The sequence below is a fragment of the Xanthomonas sp. NCPPB 4467 genome (assembly GCF_041475665.2).
In the GTDB taxonomy this organism is placed as follows: Bacteria; Pseudomonadota; Gammaproteobacteria; order Xanthomonadales; family Xanthomonadaceae; genus Xanthomonas; species Xanthomonas dyei.
Genome location: NZ_CM191260.1, coordinates 3,558,214 through 3,577,143, shown reverse-complemented (window position 1 = coordinate 3,577,143; position 18,930 = coordinate 3,558,214). Strand labels below are relative to the sequence as shown.

Annotated in this window: 17 protein-coding genes; 13 read left to right on the top strand and 4 right to left on the bottom strand. The window is 65.7% G+C overall.

Annotated elements, in window-relative coordinates:
• Positions 1-9 precede the first annotated feature (9 nt).
• The 6 genes from ACCQ06_RS15735 (at position 10) to ACCQ06_RS15710 (ending at position 4,863) form a co-directional block, all read left to right on the top strand.
• Positions 10-576, top strand: coding sequence for a YqgE/AlgH family protein (locus ACCQ06_RS15735; RefSeq protein ID WP_046962721.1), 567 nt, complete (start codon positions 10-12; stop codon positions 574-576).
• Positions 569-1,036 (top strand): Holliday junction resolvase RuvX, encoded by a 468-nt coding sequence (ruvX, locus tag ACCQ06_RS15730; protein WP_316687160.1) that lies wholly within the window; start codon positions 569-571, stop codon positions 1,034-1,036. The genes ACCQ06_RS15735 and ruvX overlap by 8 nt, the downstream gene beginning before the upstream one ends.
• 13 nt (positions 1,037-1,049) lie before the next feature.
• Complete coding sequence (locus ACCQ06_RS15725; RefSeq protein ID WP_104614556.1) at positions 1,050-1,997, top strand: aspartate carbamoyltransferase catalytic subunit; 948 nt, start codon at positions 1,050-1,052, stop codon at positions 1,995-1,997.
• A gap of 426 nt (positions 1,998-2,423) precedes the next feature.
• Positions 2,424-2,858: an OsmC family protein gene (locus tag ACCQ06_RS15720; protein ID WP_005992502.1), complete on the top strand. Its 435-nt coding sequence runs from the start codon at positions 2,424-2,426 to the stop codon at positions 2,856-2,858.
• Between the two features lie 152 nt (positions 2,859-3,010).
• Complete coding sequence (locus ACCQ06_RS15715) at positions 3,011-3,613, top strand: glycine zipper 2TM domain-containing protein (RefSeq protein WP_316687155.1); 603 nt, start codon at positions 3,011-3,013, stop codon at positions 3,611-3,613.
• Positions 3,614-3,882: 269 nt separating this feature from the next.
• Entirely contained in the window at positions 3,883-4,863 is a 981-nt protein-coding gene (locus ACCQ06_RS15710) for an IS5 family transposase (RefSeq protein ID WP_316687153.1), read from the top strand.
• Between the two features lie 189 nt (positions 4,864-5,052).
• On the opposite strand, the gene ACCQ06_RS15705 is transcribed toward ACCQ06_RS15710, so the two are convergent.
• Positions 5,053-5,934: a PhzF family phenazine biosynthesis protein gene (locus ACCQ06_RS15705; RefSeq protein ID WP_316687152.1), complete on the bottom strand. Its 882-nt coding sequence runs from the start codon at positions 5,932-5,934 to the stop codon at positions 5,053-5,055.
• Between the two features lie 31 nt (positions 5,935-5,965).
• On the bottom strand, positions 5,966-6,844 hold the full coding sequence (locus ACCQ06_RS15700) for a PhzF family phenazine biosynthesis protein (RefSeq protein WP_228323166.1): 879 nt from the start codon (positions 6,842-6,844) through the stop codon (positions 5,966-5,968).
• A gap of 180 nt (positions 6,845-7,024) precedes the next feature.
• On the opposite strand from ACCQ06_RS15700, the gene ACCQ06_RS15695 reads away from it, so the two are divergent.
• The 5 genes from ACCQ06_RS15695 to ACCQ06_RS15675 all read left to right on the top strand — a co-directional run bounded on the left by ACCQ06_RS15695 (position 7,025) and on the right by ACCQ06_RS15675 (position 13,830).
• Positions 7,025-9,634: a bifunctional aspartate kinase/diaminopimelate decarboxylase gene (locus tag ACCQ06_RS15695; protein ID WP_316687150.1), complete on the top strand. Its 2,610-nt coding sequence runs from the start codon at positions 7,025-7,027 to the stop codon at positions 9,632-9,634.
• On the top strand, positions 9,618-10,082 hold the full coding sequence (locus ACCQ06_RS15690; RefSeq protein ID WP_228323164.1) for a hypothetical protein: 465 nt from the start codon (positions 9,618-9,620) through the stop codon (positions 10,080-10,082). The genes ACCQ06_RS15695 and ACCQ06_RS15690 overlap by 17 nt, the downstream gene beginning before the upstream one ends.
• On the top strand, positions 10,079-11,434 hold the full coding sequence (gene murL / locus ACCQ06_RS15685; protein ID WP_228323163.1) for a UDP-N-acetyl-alpha-D-muramoyl-L-alanyl-L-glutamate epimerase: 1,356 nt from the start codon (positions 10,079-10,081) through the stop codon (positions 11,432-11,434). The genes ACCQ06_RS15690 and murL overlap by 4 nt, the downstream gene beginning before the upstream one ends.
• Positions 11,415-12,824, top strand: a complete 1,410-nt coding sequence (murD, locus tag ACCQ06_RS15680) for a UDP-N-acetylmuramoyl-L-alanine--D-glutamate ligase (protein ID WP_316687147.1) — start codon at positions 11,415-11,417, stop codon at positions 12,822-12,824. The genes murL and murD overlap by 20 nt, the downstream gene beginning before the upstream one ends.
• 205 nt (positions 12,825-13,029) lie before the next feature.
• Positions 13,030-13,830 carry a dienelactone hydrolase family protein gene (locus ACCQ06_RS15675; RefSeq protein ID WP_316687145.1) on the top strand — a complete coding sequence of 267 codons (801 nt, stop codon included), beginning with the start codon at positions 13,030-13,032 and terminating at the stop codon, positions 13,828-13,830.
• Between the two features lie 204 nt (positions 13,831-14,034).
• On the opposite strand, the gene ACCQ06_RS15670 is transcribed toward ACCQ06_RS15675, so the two are convergent.
• Positions 14,035-15,033, bottom strand: coding sequence for a polyprenyl synthetase family protein (locus ACCQ06_RS15670; protein WP_228323160.1), 999 nt, complete (start codon positions 15,031-15,033; stop codon positions 14,035-14,037).
• Between the two features lie 273 nt (positions 15,034-15,306).
• On the opposite strand from ACCQ06_RS15670, the gene ssb reads away from it, so the two are divergent.
• Positions 15,307-15,828, top strand: coding sequence for a single-stranded DNA-binding protein (ssb, locus tag ACCQ06_RS15665; RefSeq protein ID WP_228323159.1), 522 nt, complete (start codon positions 15,307-15,309; stop codon positions 15,826-15,828).
• Between the two features lie 160 nt (positions 15,829-15,988).
• On the opposite strand, the gene ACCQ06_RS15660 is transcribed toward ssb, so the two are convergent.
• Complete coding sequence (locus ACCQ06_RS15660; RefSeq protein ID WP_316687142.1) at positions 15,989-17,473, bottom strand: sensor domain-containing diguanylate cyclase; 1,485 nt, start codon at positions 17,471-17,473, stop codon at positions 15,989-15,991.
• A gap of 312 nt (positions 17,474-17,785) precedes the next feature.
• Between ACCQ06_RS15660 and ACCQ06_RS15655 the strand changes: the two genes are divergently transcribed.
• Positions 17,786-18,793, top strand: coding sequence for a zinc-dependent alcohol dehydrogenase family protein (locus tag ACCQ06_RS15655; protein WP_316687140.1), 1,008 nt, complete (start codon positions 17,786-17,788; stop codon positions 18,791-18,793).
• Positions 18,794-18,930 lie beyond the last annotated feature (137 nt).

Here is an 18,930-nt window from a genome sequence, read left to right as displayed (position 1 = left end):
AATGCGGCCATGTCTGTTTTGCCCACGCCTCTGGCCAACCAACTGCTGATCGCGCTCCCGGCGCTGTCCGATCCCACCTTTTCGCGCAGCGTCGCGCTGATTTGTCAGCACGACGAAAACGGCGCGATGGGCGTGCTGGTCAACCGGCCGTCCGAGTACACATTGGGCGAAGTGCTGTCGCAAATGGGCATCGACACCGACGATGCGCAGCTGCGCGAGCAGATCGTGCTCAGCGGAGGGCCGGTGCACCCGGAGCGCGGTTTTGTGATCCACGACGATGCGCGCGAATGGGATTCCAGCCTGGAAGTGGGGCAGGGCGTGTTCCTGACCACGTCGCGCGACATTCTCGAAGCCATGGCCGCCGGCGAAGGCCCGCGCAATGCGCTGGTGGCGCTGGGCTGCGCGGGCTGGGGCGCGGGCCAACTGGAGTTCGAACTGGGCGAGAACAGCTGGCTGACCGCGCCGTCGGATGCCAATGTGTTGTTCGCCACCGCGCTGGAAGATCGCTGGCAGACCGCTGCCGGGCGCATCGGCGTGGACCTGTTCCGGCTCACGGATTATTCCGGGCATGCCTGAGGCGGGCGCACTCCGCCCCGATGGCACGGTGCTGGGCTTCGACGTGGGGTCGCGCCGGATCGGTGTGGCGGTCGGTACCCCGCTCGGCGCCGGTGCGCGTGCGGTCGCGGTCATCAATGTGCATGCCAACGGCCCGGACTGGGTCGCGCTGGATCGCGTGCACAAGGAATGGCGGCCGAACGGCCTGGTGGTCGGCGACCCGCTCACCCTGGACGACAAGGACCAACCTGCACGCAAACGCGCGCATGTCTTCGCCCGGCAATTGCGCGCGCGCTATGCGCTGCCGGTCGTGCTGATCGACGAGCGCTCCAGTTCGGTCGAAGCCGCGCAGCGGTTTGCGCGCGAACGCGCCGATGGGCGCAAGCGCCGCCGCGATGCCGATGCGCTGGACGCCATGGCGGCGGCCGTGATCGTCGAACGCTGGTTGGCCGCGCCCGACCAAGCCACTCTTCTCCCTTGATTCCCGACCTGCGATGACCACCATGCAACTCGATTCGGACGGACGCCTGCGTCACCTGCTCACCCTGGAAGGACTGCCGCGCACCACGCTGCTGCAACTGCTCGACCGTGCCGGCCAGATCCGCGATGCCGCGGTCGGCCGGGTCGGCAAGCGCAGCGTGCTGGCCGGCACTGCGGTGTGCACGCTGTTTTTTGAACCGTCCACGCGCACGCGCAGTTCATTCCATCTCGCCGCGCAGCGCTTGGGCGCGGACGTGCTCAATTTCGATGCGTCCACCTCCTCCACCCGCAAGGGCGAGACCGCGCGCGACACCTTGAAGAATCTCGAAGCGATGGGCGTGCGTGGCTTTGTCGTGCGCCACCCGGATGACGGTGCGGTGGAAGCGCTGGCCGCTGCCGCAGGCGAGGGCACCGCGTTGATCAACGCCGGCGACGGCCGCAGTTCGCATCCCACCCAGGGCTTGCTCGACATGCTGACTCTGCGCCAGGCCAAGGGCACCGATTTTTCCAAGCTCAAGGTCGTGATCGTCGGCGACGTGAAGCACTCGCGTGTGGCGCGCTCGGACCTGCATGCACTGCGCACGCTGGGCGCTGGCGAGATCCGCGTGTGCGGCCCGGCCAGCCTGCTGCCCGATGACGACATGCTGGACGGCTGCGTGGTCGGCCAGGATTTCGACGCCATGCTGGAAGGTGCCGACGCCCTGATGATGCTGCGCCTGCAACGCGAGCGCATGGAAGAAGGCCTGGTGCCGTCGCTGGAGCACTACCACAGCGACTACGGGCTGACCCGCGAGCGTCTGGCGCGCGCCGGCCGCGATGCCGCGGTGCTGCATCCGGGTCCGATCAACCGCGGGGTGGAAATCACCGACGAGGTCGCCGACGGCGCGCAATCGTGCGTGCTGCGCCAGGTAGCCAACGGCGTCGCCGTGCGCATGGCGGTGCTGGAAACCCTGCTGGGCTGATTGCCCGCACGTTCGCTCGCAGGCACCGCGTGAGCGCAGTGCCTGCGAAAGATCCACCGAACACTGAACACCGGGCGCAGCGACAGCCGTCGCAGCGCCCGCTCTTTTTCTGCACGCAGGCACGTATCCCGGCGCTGTCATGTCTTCGAGCATAGGCGCCCGCCAGCATCGCTGCGCAGCCACCAGCCGCACGTGGCCTATCGTCCAAATCGAGCTCCGCCGTACCGATGCAGCGCCTCCTTCGCGATGCATCCCGTTGCCGCTGCTCGTCGCTTGTCTTCAGTCGCCGCCAACCTGACGTTAGCCGCGCGACCAAATGCGTGTGGCAGTGCACGCTCTTGCGATTCCCGATTCCCCACAACAAGCACCAAGCCCTAACACCCGCTGGCCTAAGGTGGCGGTCCCTTTCAATCGCAGGAGATCGCAATGGGTATTTCGCGTCACGCCACCGCTCACTGGGAAGGCGACCTCAAGACCGGCAAGGGTCAGCTCAGCACGCCGCAGAGCGGTTTGATGGACAACACCCGCTACGCCTTCAGCAGCCGTTTCGGCGACGAGAAGGGCACCAATCCGGAAGAACTCATCGCGGCCGCGCACGCGGGCTGCTTCACCATGGCGCTGTCGGCGCAGCTGACCGAAGCCGGCTTTCCGCCGACCTCGCTGGATACCCGCGCAGACGTCGATCTGTCGATGGAAGGCGGCCCGCAGCTGTCGCAGATCCGTCTGAAGCTCAAGGCGGTGGTGCCGGGGATCGACGAAGCCAAGTTCCGCGAGCTGGCCGATACCGCCAAGAAGAATTGCCCGGTGTCCAAGGCGCTGAGCGCGGTGCCGATCAGCCTGGAAAGCGAATTTTCCAACTGATGCGTGTCAAGGCTGCGGAGCGTCGGCGGGCATGCCGGCGCGCGCAGCTGGCGGCAACCTGAATAGGCCTTTGTACGGCCTGTTCGGTTCAGGGCGGTTTCACCGCAACAGGCCGAGCATCGGCTGCGTGTCCTCCCTGTGAAGCTGCCGCAATGAAAACTCTTGTGCTTGGTGCTCTGGTAATGGGTCTGGCCGTGGCGGGCAATGCAACGGCGCAGCGCTACGACAGCGGCTACCGCGACAGTGGTCGTGGCAGCTACGAGGACGGTCGTTACGAATACGCACGCGTCGTACGCGTGGACCCGATCATCGTGTCCGACTCCTACAATGAACGCAGCAGCGAGCGCTGCTACAACCGCCCGTCCGACGGCTACTACACCAGCAATGATGGCTACTACCGCGATGGCGGCAGTTATAGCTCGCCCAATGCGTCCAACCGCGGCGTTGCCAGCGTCATCGGCGGTATCGCCGGTGCGGTGCTCGGCAGCCAGGTCGGTGGCGGTAACGGACGTCTGGTCGGCACCGCTGTCGGCACCATGGCCGGCGTGGCGGCGGGCCGCTCGATCTACGAGGCCAACCACCGCACCTATCAAGGCAACGTCAGCGTCTGCGAGCCGGTGGCGTACCGCACCACGCGCGAGCGTGTGGATGGCTACGATGTGACGTACGAATACGCGGGCCGTACTTACCACACGCGCAGCGATTACAACCCGGGTGACCGGATCCGTGTGCGCGTGGATGTCCGCCCCGACTGATTGATTGCGTCTGGGCTGGTTTTAAAAGAAACGCTGCGGGAGACCGCAGCGTTTTTTGTGTTGTGCGCCATGCAGTAGGCGAATATTTTGCGGATCGTGCTTGATGGCACCTCGCATTCAACAGACTGCAAATACGTCTGGGTTGTGCCGCCAAACGCAGGTGCGCCGTGCGTTGGGTGGTGATCGGGCCGAGTTCGCAGCGCTAAGGAACCTCTGAACAAAGCACGGCAGATGCGCGACACTACCCGCCTCGTGTTGAGGAATCATCCATGCAACTGACGTTCGGTGACGCTGAGGGCCTGGGCAAGCGCAAGCAGACCCGGCGCGAGATCTTCCTGGCCGAGATGGAGCAGGTCGTTCCGTGGCAGCAATTGCTCGGTCTGATCGCGCCGCACTATCCGGTGTCGGGACGGCCAGGTCGGCAGCCGTACGCACTGGCGACGATGTTGCGGATTCATCTGCTGCAGCAGTGGTATGCGTTGAGCGATCCGGCGATGGAAGAAGCGCTGCACGAGATTCCGACCTTGCGGCGCTTTGCCCAGCTCGGTGGGTTGGACGACATTCCGGATGAGACCACGATTCTCAACTTTCGGCGCCTGCTGGAGACCCATGGCCTTGCCGCACGGATGCTGGAAGCGGTCAACGCGCATCTGGCGCGCAAGGGCCAGAGCCTGCGCTCCGGCACGATCGTCGATGCGACCCTGATCGCTGCACCCAGCTCGACCAAGAATGCCCACCATGCGCGCGATCCTGAGATGCATCAGACCAGGAAGGGCAATCAGTGGTATTTCGGGATGAAGGCGCACATCGGCGTGGATGAGTTTTCCGGGTTGGTGCACCACGTCCATTGCACAGCGGCCAATGTCGCCGATGTCACGGTGATGCACACGTTGCTGCATGGCAAAGAAGACAGCGTGTTCGGCGACAGCGGTTACACCGGCGCGGACAAACGCGACGAACTGCAGGACTGCGACGCTGCATTCTTCATCGCCGCCAGGCCCTGGACGATCCACGCCATCGGCAACAAGCGCGAGCGTGCTCGGGCACAGCGTTGGGAACACGTCAAGGCCAGCGTGCGCGCGAAGGTGGAGCATCCGTTCCGGGTGATCAAGCGCCAGTTCGGTTACACCAAGGTCCGCTATCGCGGCCTGGCCAAGAACACGGCACACGTGCTGACCTTGTTTGCGCTGTCAAACCTGTGGATGAAGCGAAAGCAGTTACTGCCTGCGATGGGGGGCGTGCGCCTGTGATCCGTGGAATTCCCACGGGAAGCGCCAGAAATGGCGAAACTCCGAAGATCCAAACGCGACTCTCCGGAACGATGCGGACATTCTGCCCTCTTAGGCCTCGTTGTTCAGACCTTCCCTAAAGAAGTTTCCCGGTTTTACCTTGGAATACCTGCATCAGGCTCCGCGTGGACCGTGATGCTCTCTCAATGCTTAACCCCAGTCCAAGGTCCCGCGAATCACCGTCTGTACCTGGCCGCCCGACCACACGTCGCCGTTGTTGTCGATGCGCAGTTCCAGCAAGGCATCGAAGCCGATCTCGCGGCCCTGGTTGACCACGTAGCGCCGCTCCTTGCCGGGCAGCGCGTGGCGGCTGTCCAGCCAGGCCGCGAGCACGGCATTGGCCGCACCGGACGCGGCGTCTTCAAAACGTCGGCCATTGCCAACAAAGGCGCGCACCGCCAGATCGTAGCTGCCGGCGTTGGCAGCACGCGCGTAGGCGAAGACGCCCATGCTGCCGGTGGATTCGGCCAGTGCGGCGATCGCGTCCCAGCTCGGCTGCAGGCTGCGCAATGCCGCTTCGCTGGCCAGCTCCACGACCCACCAGGTGCGGCCGCCATCCATCAGCGCGGGCGGCAGGGTGCCGAGCGACCAGCCATGCAGTGCATCGCGCAGGCGCGAGTCGTCGGCGTCCACCTGTTCGGCAACGCGCGCGCGCGGCGTGCGGATGGCGATGCTGCGGTGGCCATCGATCTGCTCCACGCGCAGCGGCAACTGGCCGGCAATGCCATCCTGCACCAGCAGGCCATCGTCTGGCGCGGCCAGCCCGGCGTCGAGCACCGCATGCGCTGTGCCCACGCTGGGGTGGCCGGCGAAGGGAACCTCTTTTTGCGGCGAAAACATCCGTAGCCGGTAGCTGCTGTGCGCATCGGCTGCGGGAAACACAAAAGTGGTTTCCGGCAACTTGGTCCAGCGGGCGATCGCCTGCATCGCCCCGTCGTCCAGACCCTGCGCATCCAGCACCACCGCCAGCGGATTGCCGCTGCCGGGGCGGGCGGAGAACACATCCAGTTGCAGGAAACGGCGGGTGGTCATGGTGGCGGATCCGCGAACAGGGCGCGGCAGCTTACCAATCGATGCGGCCGTCGATCACCTGCAGCGTCGTTCCGCCAATCCAGACCTCGCCTGTGTCGTCCACTTCCATCTGGATGCGGCCATCGCGGCCGACCTCGCGGCCCTGGCTGGCGATGTAACGCGAGGCCTCGCCGGGCAGGCGGTTCTCGCCATGCAGGCGCGCGGCGATGCAGGCATTGGCGCTACCGGTGACCGGATCTTCGGGGATGCCGTCGCCAGGGCAGAACGCGCGCACCACCAGATCTTCATCGCCGTCCCGCACAGGGGCATAAATCGCCAGCCCGGTGGCGGCGCTGGCCTGGGTCAGGCGGGTAATTGCGGCAAGATCCGGCGCGGCCTGGCGCACCGCCGCGGCGTCGGCCAGCTCCAGTAGCCACCAGTTCGGGCCGTTGTTCCAGAGCGCTGCCGGATGCTGTGCCACCTGTAATCCGGCGCAGGCAGCCTGTACTGCAGCCGCGTGGGCATCGCCGGTTGCGATCACGCCTGCACGTGGCGCGCGCAGCCGCACCTGCAAGGCACCGTGGCGGTCGAACACGTCCACCGGCAGCACGCCGGCCGCGCATTGCTGGTGCAGCCGGCCGTCGGCCTTGTACGCGGTCAGCCCGTGCGTTGCGGCGGCCCACGCCGCGCCGACGCTTGGATGGCCGGCAAACGGCAGCTCTGCGCGCGGGGTGAAAATGCGGATGTGATAGTCGGCATCCGGCACGCTGACCGGCACGAAAAAGATCGTCTCAGACAGGTTCAGCCATGCGGCGATCTGCTGCATCTGCTCAGTTGACAACGCGCCCGCGTCGAACACCACGCCCAGCGGGTTGCCGGAGCCGGTGCGGCTGGCGAAGACATCCAGTTGCAGGTAGCGGTGCTTGCTCATGCGCGGTGCGATCTCGGTGGTAGGAACATTGCGGATGGTTGCAGCGCAAACCGGTGCCGCGATGCAGAGCGGCGCTGCGGAGTGCGACCGCACGCGGGGCCAGAGGCGCGCCATTGGCAGTAGAATCGGAGGTTCCGCCCGGCATCCCGGCTTCTTTCCCCCATCATAAACGCCTACTCCATGTCAGCTCCCCACTCTACCGATCGTTGGATCGTCCTCAAGTTCGGCGGCACCTCGGTGTCGCGTCGTCATCGCTGGGACACGATTGGAAAACTGGCGAGCAAACGGGCGAACGAAACCGGCGGCCGCGTGCTGGTGGTGGTGTCCGCGCTCTCGGGCGTGACCAACGAACTCACCGCCATTGCCGATGGCGCCGCCGATAGCGCACAGCGCGTGGCAGCGCTGGAACACCGCCATCGCGAGTTTCTTGCCGAGCTTGAGCTCGATGCGGATGCGGTCCTCGGCGAGCGGCTGGCCGCCTTGCATGCCTTGGTTGCTGATGCGCGCGCTGCCACGCGCACGCTCGATTGGCAGGCCGAGGTGCTGGGGCAGGGCGAATTGCTGTCTTCCACCATCGGTGCGGCGTATCTGCATGCCAACGGCCTGGATATGGGCTGGCTGGACGCGCGGCAGTGGTTGTCGGCATTGCCGCCGCAGCCCAATCAGAGCGAATGGTCCAAGCGCTTGTCGGTGTCGTGCCAGTGGCAGTCCGATGCGGACTGGCGCACGCGCTTCGATGCGCAGCCCACGCGCTTGCTGATCACCCAAGGGTTCATTTCGCGGCACGCCGATGGCGGTACTGCGATTCTCGGTCGTGGCGGCTCGGATACGTCGGCGGCGTACTTCGGTGCGCTGCTCGGTGCCAGCCGCGTGGAAATCTGGACCGATGTGCCTGGCATGTTCAGTGCCAACCCGAAGGAAGTGCCGGACGCGCGCCTGCTGACCCGTCTGGACTATTACGAAGCGCAGGAAATTGCCACCACCGGCGCCAAGGTGCTGCATCCGCGCTCGATCAAGCCATGCCGCGATTCCGGCGTGCCGATGGCGATCCTGGATACCGAGCGCCCGGAGTTGCCCGGCACCAGCATCGACGGCAATGCCGAGCCGGTGCTGGGCGTCAAGGCGATCAGCCGCCGCAACGGCATCGTGCTGGTGTCGATGGAAGGCATCGGCATGTGGCAGCAGGTGGGCTTTCTGGCCGACGTGTTTACCTTGTTCAAGAAGCATGGGTTGTCGGTGGATTTGATCGGCTCGGCCGAAACCAACGTCACCGTGTCGCTGGACCCGTCCGAGAATCTGGTCAACACCGATGTGCTGGCGGCGTTGTCGGCGGACTTGTCCCAGATCTGCAAGGTCAAGATTATTGTTCCTTGCGCGGCGATCACCCTGGTCGGCCGCGGCATGCGCTCGTTGCTGCACAAACTGTCGGACGTGTGGGCCACGTTCGGGCAGGAACGTGTGCACATGATTTCGCAGTCGTCCAACGACTTGAACCTGACCTTCGTCATCGACGAAGCCGACGCCGATGGCTTGTTGCCGATTTTGCATGCCGAGTTGATCGACAGCGGCGCGATGCCGGTGAGCGAAGGCGAGGTGTTCGGCCCGCGCTGGCGCGAGATCATCGGCTCGGTGCGTCCGCGTCCCACGCCGTGGTGGCATGCCGAGCGTGCGCATCTGCTGTCGCTGGCCAAGGCCGGCACGCCGCGCTATGCGTATCACCTGCCCACCGTGCGTGCGCGCGCACATGCGCTTGCGCAGATCGCGGCGGTGGATCAACGCTATTACGCAATCAAGGCCAATGCGCATCCGGCGATTCTGATCGCGCTGGAACAGGCCGGTTTCGGGTTGGAATGCGTGTCTCACGGCGAATTGCGCCGTGTGTTCCAGACGCTGCCGGAGCTGTCGCCGCGCCGCGTGCTGTTCACCCCGAGCTTTGCGCCCAAGGCCGAATACGAGGCCGCATTCGCATTGGGCGTGACCGTCACCGTGGACAACGTCGAAGCGTTGCGCAACTGGCCGGAGGTATTCCGCGGCCGCAATGTCTGGCTGCGGATCGACCTGGGGCATGGCGATGGCCATCACGAGAAGGTCAACACCGGCGGCAAGGCGTCCAAGTTCGGTCTGTCGTCCACGCGCGTGGACGAGTTCGTTGAAGTGGCGCGCACGCTGGAAGTCACCATCACCGGTGTGCATGCGCACCTGGGCAGTGGCGTGGAGACCGGCGAGCACTGGCGCATGATGTACGACGAACTGGCCGGCTTCGCGCGCCGCATCGGCACGGTGGACACCATCGATATCGGCGGCGGCCTGCCGATTCCGTACAGCGCCGAAGACGAGCCGTTCGATCTGGACGTGTGGGCCAAGGGGCTGGCCGAGGTCAAGGCGGTGCATCCGGGCTACCGCCTGGCGATCGAGCCGGGCCGGTATCTGGTGGCCGAAGCCGGCGTGTTGCTGGCCAGCGTCACCCAGGTGATCGAAAAGGATGGCGTGCAGCGCGTAGGTCTGGATGCGGGCATGAACACCTTGATCCGCCCGGCGCTCTACGACGCCTGGCACGACATCGAAAACCTCAGCCGGCTCGATGCCGTGGCCGATGGCGGTTTCGATATCGTCGGCCCGATCTGCGAGTCGTCGGATGTGTTCGGCAAGCGCCGCCGTCTGCCGTCTGCCACCGCGCCCGGCGATGTCGTGCTGGTGGCCGATGCCGGCGCGTACGGCTATTCGATGGCCAGCACCTACAACCAGCGCGAACTGCCGCGCGAAGAGGTGATCGATGCGCCCGCTGGCTGAGTTCGTCTTGCTCAGCACGCTGGCCGGTGGCGTGTCGATGGTGTTTTCCACTGTCATCGACATGGCCGGCCAGCGGGTGCAGTGGGCCGACAGCCTGAAGTGGGTGCTGCCGGCGCTGGTAGCGGCGGGCGTTGGCGCATGGAGCGCGGCGTTCTGGCAGCGTCGGCGCGATAGGCGAGCTTCCGCGCCCGCGCAGCATGCCGGCGGCATGGCAGTGCGTACGGTGGTGTTGAGCGCGCTCAGCTATCTGCCGGCGTTGCTGCTGTATCTGCTGGTGGCGTTGGCGGCCACTGGCGATGCGCGGGTGATTGGCTCGCAAGTGCTGCTGCTGTTGTTCGTCATCGGCTGCCTGCCGCTGCTGTGGGCTGCGGTGCCGTTTTCCATGATTGAATATGCCCTGTGCCGACGCTATCTGCGTCGGCAACGGGTTCTTGCAGGTAGTCCATGAGCGCTTTCGACAAACACCAGATTTCCACCTTCCGTTTCGTGCGCTGCGCACTCGACGCGCAGACCGGCGTGGCGACGCTGGTGTATGCCTTCGACCAGGGTCCGGAACTGGTGGAAACCGTTGCCGTTCCCGGTGCGCCGTTCGTGCTGGATGGCGCGCGTGCCGCTGCCGTGCAACAGGCTTTGCAGCTGCTACATCTCATTGCGGGCGTGAGTTACTACAAGGCCGCGGTGCCGCCGGCCATCGCCATCGACAGTTACAGCATCGATGCCGACACCGCCGCGCTGGTGGAAAGCGTGTATCTGCACGGCTTGGGCGAATTCGCCTACCGCAATGGCTTGAATCTGCACGGCAAGATCACCTTTCCGGTGGCTGCGCCGGCAACTGCGCAAGCGCCTGCGTTGGGTCTGCGCGAGCATGCATTGGTGGCCATCGGTGGCGGCAAGGATTCGCTGGTCAGCATCGAAGCATTACGGCATGCCGGCATCGCGCAGACCGTCAGCTGGATCGGCGGCTCGCAACTGATCCGCGCCTGTGCCGAGCGCACCGGCTTGCCGGTGCTCAACATCGGCCGCGTGCTGGCGCCGGAGTTATTCGAGCTCAACCGCCAGGGTGCGTGGAACGGGCATATCCCGGTGACGGCCGTGAATTCGGCCATTTTGGTGTTGTCGGCGCTGCTGACCGGCGTGGATCAGGTGGTGTTCTCCAACGAACGCTCGGCCAGCTACGGCAGCCAGATTCCCGGCACCGGCGAGGTCAATCACCAGTGGTCCAAGGGCTGGGCATTCGAGCAGGCCTTCGGTGCGTATGTGCAGCGCCACGTGGCGGCCGATCTGCGTTACTACTCGTTGCTGCGGCCGTTGTCGGAGCTGGCGGTGGCACGGCAGTTCGCCAAGACCGATCACTACGACGCGCATTTTTCCAGCTGCAATCGCAACTTCCACATCATGGGCGAGCGCCCGGTGCACCGCTGGTGCGGCGTGTGCCCCAAATGCCATTTCGTGTTCCTGGCGCTGGCGCCGTTCATGCCCAAGACGCGTTTGGTCAGAATCTTCGGGCGCAATCTGCTCGACGATGCCAGCCAGGCCGGCGGCTACGATGCGCTGCTGGAATTTCAGGACCACAAGCCATTCGAATGCGTGGGCGAAGGCCGCGAATCGCGTGCGGCAATGGCGCTGCTGGCAACGCGCGCGGAGTGGAAAGAAGACGCGTTGGTGACGCGTTTCATCCGTGAGATCCAGCCGCAGCTGGATGCGCAGGACCTGCAACTTGATCCGCTGATGGCCATCGATGGCGAGCACCGCATTCCTTCGGCGCTGTGGGAGCGCGTGCGTGCGAATTTCGCAGCTTGAGGGCAGGGCGGTTGCGTTGTGGGGGTGGGGGCGTGAGGGACGCGCTGCCTATCGCGCGCTGCGCAGTGCCTTACCCACGCTACCGCTGACGGTCTTTTGCAACGCCGAAGAAGCGCGCGAGCTGGATGCATTGGCCGATGCGGCGCTGCAAGTGGAAACCGACGCCAGCGCGCAGGCGCTGGGCCGTTTCGAGGTCGTGGTGAAGTCGCCGGGCATCAGTCCGTATCGCGCCGAAGCACTGACTGCCGCTGCCGCACACGGCACGCAGTTCGTCGGCGGCACCGCGTTGTGGTTTGCCGAACATGCGCAGGCCGACGGAAGTGTGACCGGCACCATCTGCGTGACCGGCACCAAGGGCAAGAGCACCACCACCGCATTGCTGGCGCACCTGTTGCGCAGCGCCGGGCATCGCACCGCCCTGGTCGGCAATATCGGCCAACCGTTGCTGGAAGTGCTGGCACCGCAACCGCCGCCGGTGTACTGGGCGATCGAGTTGTCCAGCTACCAGACCGGCGAGGTCGGGCGCAGTGGCGCGCGACCGCAACTGGCGCTGGTCTTGAACCTGTTTCCCGAACATCTGGACTGGCACGGCGATGAGGCGCGCTATGTGCGCGACAAGCTGTCGCTGGTGACCGAAGGCCGGCCGCGGATCGCCTTGCTCAACGCCGCCGATCCGCTGTTGCGCGCATTGCAGCTGCCCGATAGCGAAGTGCGCTGGTTCAATCACGCCGATGGCTGGCATCTGCGCGGCGAGGTGGTGTATCGCGGCGAGCAGGCCATCTTCGATACCGCCAACGTGCCGCTGCCTGGCGAACACAATCGCCGCAATCTGTGCGCGGTGCTGGCCGCCATCGAAGCGCTGGGTCTGGATGCCGCAGCGCTGGCACCGGCGGCGCTGAGCTTTCGTCCGTTGCCCAACCGGCTGCAGTTGCTCGGCAGCGTGGACGGCATCAGCTATGTCAACGACTCGATCAGCACCACGCCGCATGCCTCGTTGGCCGCGCTGGCCTGTTTTGCGCAGCGGCGCGTCGCCTTGCTGGTCGGCGGGCACGACCGCGGGCTGGATTGGCAGGAGTTTGCCGCGCACATGGCGCAGCAGGCGCCGCTGGAAATTATCACCATGGGTGCCAACGGCCCGCGTATCCATGCGTTGCTGGAACCGCTGGCCGATGCCGACCGTTTCGGCTTGCACGCCGCCACCGATCTGGAACACGCCATGCAGCTGGCACGCGACGCGCTGGGCACGCAGGGCGGTGTGGTGCTGCTGTCGCCGGGCGCGCCCAGCTTCGGTGTCTACCGCGATTACGTCGCACGCGGCCGACATTTCGCGCAATTGGCCGGATTCGACCCGGCGGCGATCAGTGCCATCCCCGGGCTGGGCGTGCAGTAAGCCCTCTGGCTGTCACGCCATCGCGCGCGCGATCGCCTCAACGCAGGAGCAGGGCCACGAGAGCGTACGGACACGCGATCGCCTCGGCGGCGGACACAAGCGACATCGGTGGGCGGTCCATCTGCTGGTGGCTGTCTTCCGTGCGCCGCGACCACTCCTGCACGCCGGCTAGGCCTACACTCGCGCAAATCCCGGGAGCAAGCGCATGCACAAGCAATGGTCGTGGAGCGGTGTGGGTCTGGTCGGCGTGTTGGCGTCGTTGGCATTTCCGGCGATGGCCGCGATGCAAGCCAAGCCGCTGGAATGGAAGGTCGGCAAGGACACCTATAGCGGCGTGCTGGTCTACGACGATGCCGGCGATGCCAAGCGCCCCGGCCTGGTGATGGTGCCGAACTGGCGCGGCGTCAACGACTCGGCGGTGGCCAAGGCCAAGCAATTGGCCGGCGACGATTACGTGGTGCTGGTGGCCGATGTGTACGGCAAGGGCAAGCGTCCGGCCAACGACAGCGAGGCCGGGCAGTTCGCCGGCGCGTTGAAGAAAGACCCGCCGACCCTGCGCGCACGCGCGCTGAAAGCGGTCGACGTGCTCAAGGCGCAAGCCGGCAAGGCGCCGCTGGATGCCACGCGCATCGGTGCGGTGGGTTTCTGCTTCGGCGGGACGACGGTGCTGGAACTGGTGCGTGCCGGTGCGCAGCTGGCCGGCGTGGTCAGCCTGCACGGCGGCATCGCCACGCCTAGCCCGGCCGCTGCCGGCTCGGCCAAAACCCCGCTGCTGGTGCTCAACGGCGCCGACGACAAGAGCGTGACCAAGGCGGACATCGCCGCGTTCGAAACCGAGATGAATGCTGCGGGCGCCGACTGGCAGTTCGTCAACTTCAGTGGCGCGGTGCATTGCTTTGCCGAAGCCGATGCCAACAGCCCGCCCGGTTGCCTGTACAACCCGCGCGCGGCCAAGCGTGCGTACCGCATGCTGGGCGACTTCTTCGATGAGCGGTTTGCGCGATAGCCGGGATGGGGAATTGGGGATTCGGGATTTGCAAAGCGGGGTCCCGTTCTTCAACGAACCAATCCACTGAGTTTGTGCTCAGTGATGTCCGCCGATCAATTGTTCGGCGATCGCACGCCGGGATGCGTAAAAGCGCGAGCGACGCTGCTTTTGCGCATCCCCAACCCCAACTGCCCAATCCCGTCCGGAGCCCAGCGCTTCGGATCAGTGCGTGCGTTCGACCGCGTAACGCGCCAGGCCGCGCAATGCGGCCACCGCCGGGCTGGCGGGCAGGGTGTCCAGCGCCTGTTCGGCAGCGGTGGCGTATTCGGCGGCGCGCTGACGGCTGTAGTCCAGTCCGCCGGTGGCGTTGATGGCGGCCAACACTTCCGGCATTGCAGCGGCATCGCCTTGTTCGACGATCTGCCGCAGGCGTTGCTGCGTGGCCGCGTCCGAATGCGCCATCGCATGGATCAGCGGCAGGGTGGCCTTGCCTTCGGCCAGGTCGTCGCCCAGGTTCTTGCCCAGGTCGGTGGCGTCTGCGGCGTAATCGAGCACGTCGTCGGCAATCTGGAACGCAAAACCCAGCTGCATGCCGTAGTCGTACAGGTGCTGCTGCACATCGGCATCTGCGCCCGAGGCCAGCGCGCCCAGACGGGTGCCGGCGGCGAACAGCACGGCAGTCTTGCGCTCGATCACGCGCAGGTAGGCGGCTTCGTCGGTGTCGGGGTTATGCACGTGCAACAGCTGCAGTACTTCGCCCTCAGCGATGCGGTTGGTGGTATCGGCTAGGATCTGCATGACTTCCATGCGGTTCAGCTCGACCATCAACTGGAAGCTGCGCGAATACAGAAAGTCGCCCACCAGCACGCTGGGTGCATTGCCCCACAACGCGTTGGCGGTGCTGCGACCGCGGCGCAGATCCGACTCGTCCACCACGTCGTCGTGCAGCAAGGTGGAGGTGTGGATGAATTCGATGATCGCCGCCAGCTGGTGGTGCTCCGGGCCGGAGCCGCCGGCGGCGTGGCCGGCCAGCATCACCAGCATCGGGCGCAGGCGTTTGCCGCCGGCGGAGATGATGTGATCGGCAATCTGATTGATCAGCACGACGTCCGAGGCCAGGCGGCGACGGATCAGCGCATCCACCGCGGCCATGTCGGGCGCGGCGAGGGACTGGATCTGGGGCAGGCCCAGGACGGTGGGGAGGTCTTCGGCGATGGTCATGCGCAGGCGTTCGTGATGTACGCCGATTATAGTTGCCTGGGCCGGATCCGTCCCGCCGGGCGCAACCGGCGCCTTCACATTCGCCGCCGCATGCGGCCGGTAAGGGCCGCAAAGGCCCGCGCGGGCTGGATTTCCGACCCGGGGCTGGGCGCTTGCCCGGCAGCGGAGCGCGGTAACCCGCCAGGACCGCTGACGGGCAGGTGCGGTAACATTGCCGCACAGACATTCATCGCTGCGCGCCTCCGGCGCCAGCGCATCATCTCGGAAGCACCTATGGCCCGCGGCATCAACAAAGTCATCCTCGTCGGCAACCTCGGCAACGATCCCGACACCAAGTACACCCAGGCCGGCATGGCGATCACCCGCGTGAGCCTGGCGACCACCAGCATGCGCAAGGATCGCGAAGGCAATAACCAGGAGCGCACCGAGTGGCATCGGGTGGTGTTCTTCGGAAAGCTGGGCGAAATTGCCGGTGAGTACCTGCGCAAGGGTTCGCAGGTGTATGTCGAAGGCGAACTGCGCTACGACAAGTACACCGGTCAGGATGGCGTGGAAAAGTACAGCACCGACATCGTCGCCAATGAGATGCAGATGCTTGGCGGCCGTGGTGAAGGCGGCGGCGGTGGCATGAGCGGCGATCGCCCGCAGCGCGCACAGGCCCCGCGCCAGCAGCAGGGCGGTGGTGGTGGCGGACAGGGCGGCGGCCAGGACTACGCCCCGCGTCGCCAGCAGCCGGCCCAGCAGCAATCGGCGCCGCCGATGGACGATTTTGCGGACGACGATATTCCGTTCTGATCGACGTCCCAGCGCTCGTGTCATCCAGGAAGGCCCGCAGATGCGGGCCTTCTGCGTTTTGCGTTGCTGGACCTTACGCAGGGCTGGTGACGGCGTGCGTTGGCTCCCGATCAGTCAATGTGGAGTGAGGCCGGCCAACGCGGCGGAGCCGGAATCTGGATCACGCCGACGTGCGATCTCGCCCGCTCTGCTTGGCGCGATACAGCGCCGAATCGGCGTCGTGCACGATGGCGTCGGCTGTCAGCGGGGCTTCGCCCGGCTCGAAGGTGGCGGCCCCGACGCTGACGGTGACGTGTGCGCTGGTCGGGCTGGGCAGATGCATCAGGCCGAGCTCAGCCACGGCGCTGCGCACGGTGTCGGCCAGGCGCAGCGCCCCGACGGCATCGGTGTGCGGCAGGATCATGCCGAACTCTTCGCCGCCGTAGCGCGCCGCCACGTCGCTGCTGCGCCGCGAGCAGCCGGCGATGGCGCCGGCAATCAGCCGCAGGCAGGCATCGCCATTCACATGCCCATAGGTGTCGTTGTAGAGCTTGAAGTGATCGACATCGATCATCAGTACCGATAACGGCGATTGCAGACGGACCGCGTCCTGCAAGGTTTGCGATAAGCGGTAGTCGAACGCGCGCCGGTTGGCGATGCCGGTCAATGCATCCACCCAGGCCTCGGAATTGAGCTTGGCTTCGTTGCGCTGCATGCGGCGCAGCTGCAGGTCCAGCCAGGTACCCACGCCCAGCAGCAGGGTGCAGCCAAGCGTGGCGATCACGATGCGCTGTCCCGCTGCCTGCCGCCAATTGGCCAGCGCGTCGTCCACCGACACGCCGGTGAGCACGGTCAGCGGATACGACCGTGCCGGGGCGAAGCTGGAGATACGCTCCATGCCATCGATCGGCGAGCGATAGGTCGCCGTGCCATGTCGGCGTGCACGCATGTTGATGTAGATCGAGGTGCCGGCAATCGAGCTGCCGATCACGCCCTGCGTGTCGGGCCTGCGTACCAGCACGATGCCGTCGTCGTTGATCATGCCGATGGTGCCGTGCGGGCCGACGTCGAAGGTGCTGTAGTAATGCTGGAAATACTTCAGCTGCAGCGTCACCAGCACCACGCCGGCAAAATCGCCGTCCGGACCGTTGAGCCGGCGGCTCAGCGTCACCACCCAGCTGCCATCGGAGCGGCTTTTGACCGGTGGGCCGACCAGCGACAACGCATCGCGATGGTCGCGGTGATATTTGAAGTAGGCGCGGTCGGCGTTGTTATGCGTTCTGGGCGCGCTGTCCAGCGACGAGCTGACCCAACTGCCATCTGCCGCGTAAATGAAGATGCCATGCAGCCGGTCCGAGCGCCTTGCCTCACGCACCAGAAATTCGTGCATTGCCGCCCGCGCGCTGGTGTTGCCCTGGTCGTGCTCGACGCGCGCAACCAGGCCGGACAGCACCGCATCGGCGATCGACATGGTGTCGCTGGCATGCTGCGCCAACGAGTTGGCAAGGTTCAACGACTGCGCTTCGGCGCTGCGCAGCGCCGAAGCACGTTCTTCGTGGATGGACCAATATTCCGAACCGAGCAGTAGCATGCAGGCCACAGCCAGCACGAAGTGCAGTGCAATACGTTGTGCACGTTGCCGCCGCCGCTTGGTGGGTGATGTCACTGTGGCTACCTGTCCAGACACCAGGGCGATGCAACCGATGTGCCAAGCCTATGCATCGCTGCGGTCGCAGTCGCGTGCAAACGCGGTGTCGCACGACGGTTCTGTGATTGCCAGCTCACTGCAGCGCGGCGAGCCGATGCACTACAACGCAGCGCAGCATCCCGATAACGCTGCTGGTCGCGTCAGTGCGCTGCCGACAGCGTGCCACCCGGCACCTGCCTCACGCCGCGTTTTCAAGCCAGCTCGGCTGCATTTGCCTAACGTCGCGCATGCTATCCCTGAGCCCAAATCATCACCTGAGGAACTCACTCCATGCGCGCTATTCGTCTCTCGCATCCTGCCGGTCTGAACGCACTGACGTCGGTCGAATTGCCCGATCCGGGCCAGCCTGCACGCGGTCAGATCCGTGTGCGTCTGCATGCGAGCTCGCTCAATTTCCATGATCTGGGCGTTGTGCTCGGGCAGATGCCGACGGCCGATGGACGCATCCCGATGTCCGATGGTGCCGGTGTGGTCGAAGCGATCGGTGCGGAGGTCAGCGAGTTCGCCGTCGGCGACCACGTGGTGTCTACTTTCTTCCCGCAGTGGCTGGACGGCGAACCGCTGCATGCCGGCTTTGCGACCACGCCAGGCGATGGCATCGATGGGTATGCACGTACTGCGGTTGTGGCCGCTGCGCAGGCATTTACGCACGCGCCGGCCGGTTACAGCCACGCAGAGGCGGCCACCTTGACCACTGCCGGCGTCACTGCCTGGCGCGCGCTGGTTGCCAATGGCGGCTTGAAGGCGGGCGATACCGTGCTGGTGCTGGGCACCGGCGGTGTGTCGATCTTTGCGCTGCAGTTCGCCAAGGCGATGGGCGCGAGCGTGATCGCCACGTCCTCGTCCGACGAGAAGTTGGAAAAGGCGCGCGCGCTCGGTGCCGATCACCTCATCAATTATCGGCAGCACGCCGAGTGGTCGCGGCAGGTACTGGAGATCACCAACGGGCGCGGTGTTGACCATGTGGTCGAGGTCGGTGGACCCGGCACGTTGGTGCAATCGATCCGTTCTGCGCGGGTAGGCGGGCACATTGCCTTGATCGGCGTGTTGACCGGTGCGGCCGGCCCGGTGCCGACCGCCGAGATGATGGGGCGCCAGCAGCGTCTGCAAGGCCTGGTGGTCGGCAGTCGTCGGCATCAACAGGAACTGGTGCGCGCCTTGGACGGGCTGCCGCTGCGCCCGGTCATCGACCGCAGCTATGCGCTGGAACAGATCGGCGAGGCGTTCGCATTGCAGAAGGCCGGTGGGCATCTGGGCAAGATCGTGCTGGAGTTCTGATACCCGTGTGGCTGACTGAGCGCGCTGGCCTCGCGTCGGTGGCCGGCGCGCTTCGCTGCGCAGGTTTGCACAGGTAATTGCCGCTGCACTCGCAACATGCGGCTGATCTGCGATGTTGCGTTGCAGCGGCGTGTTGA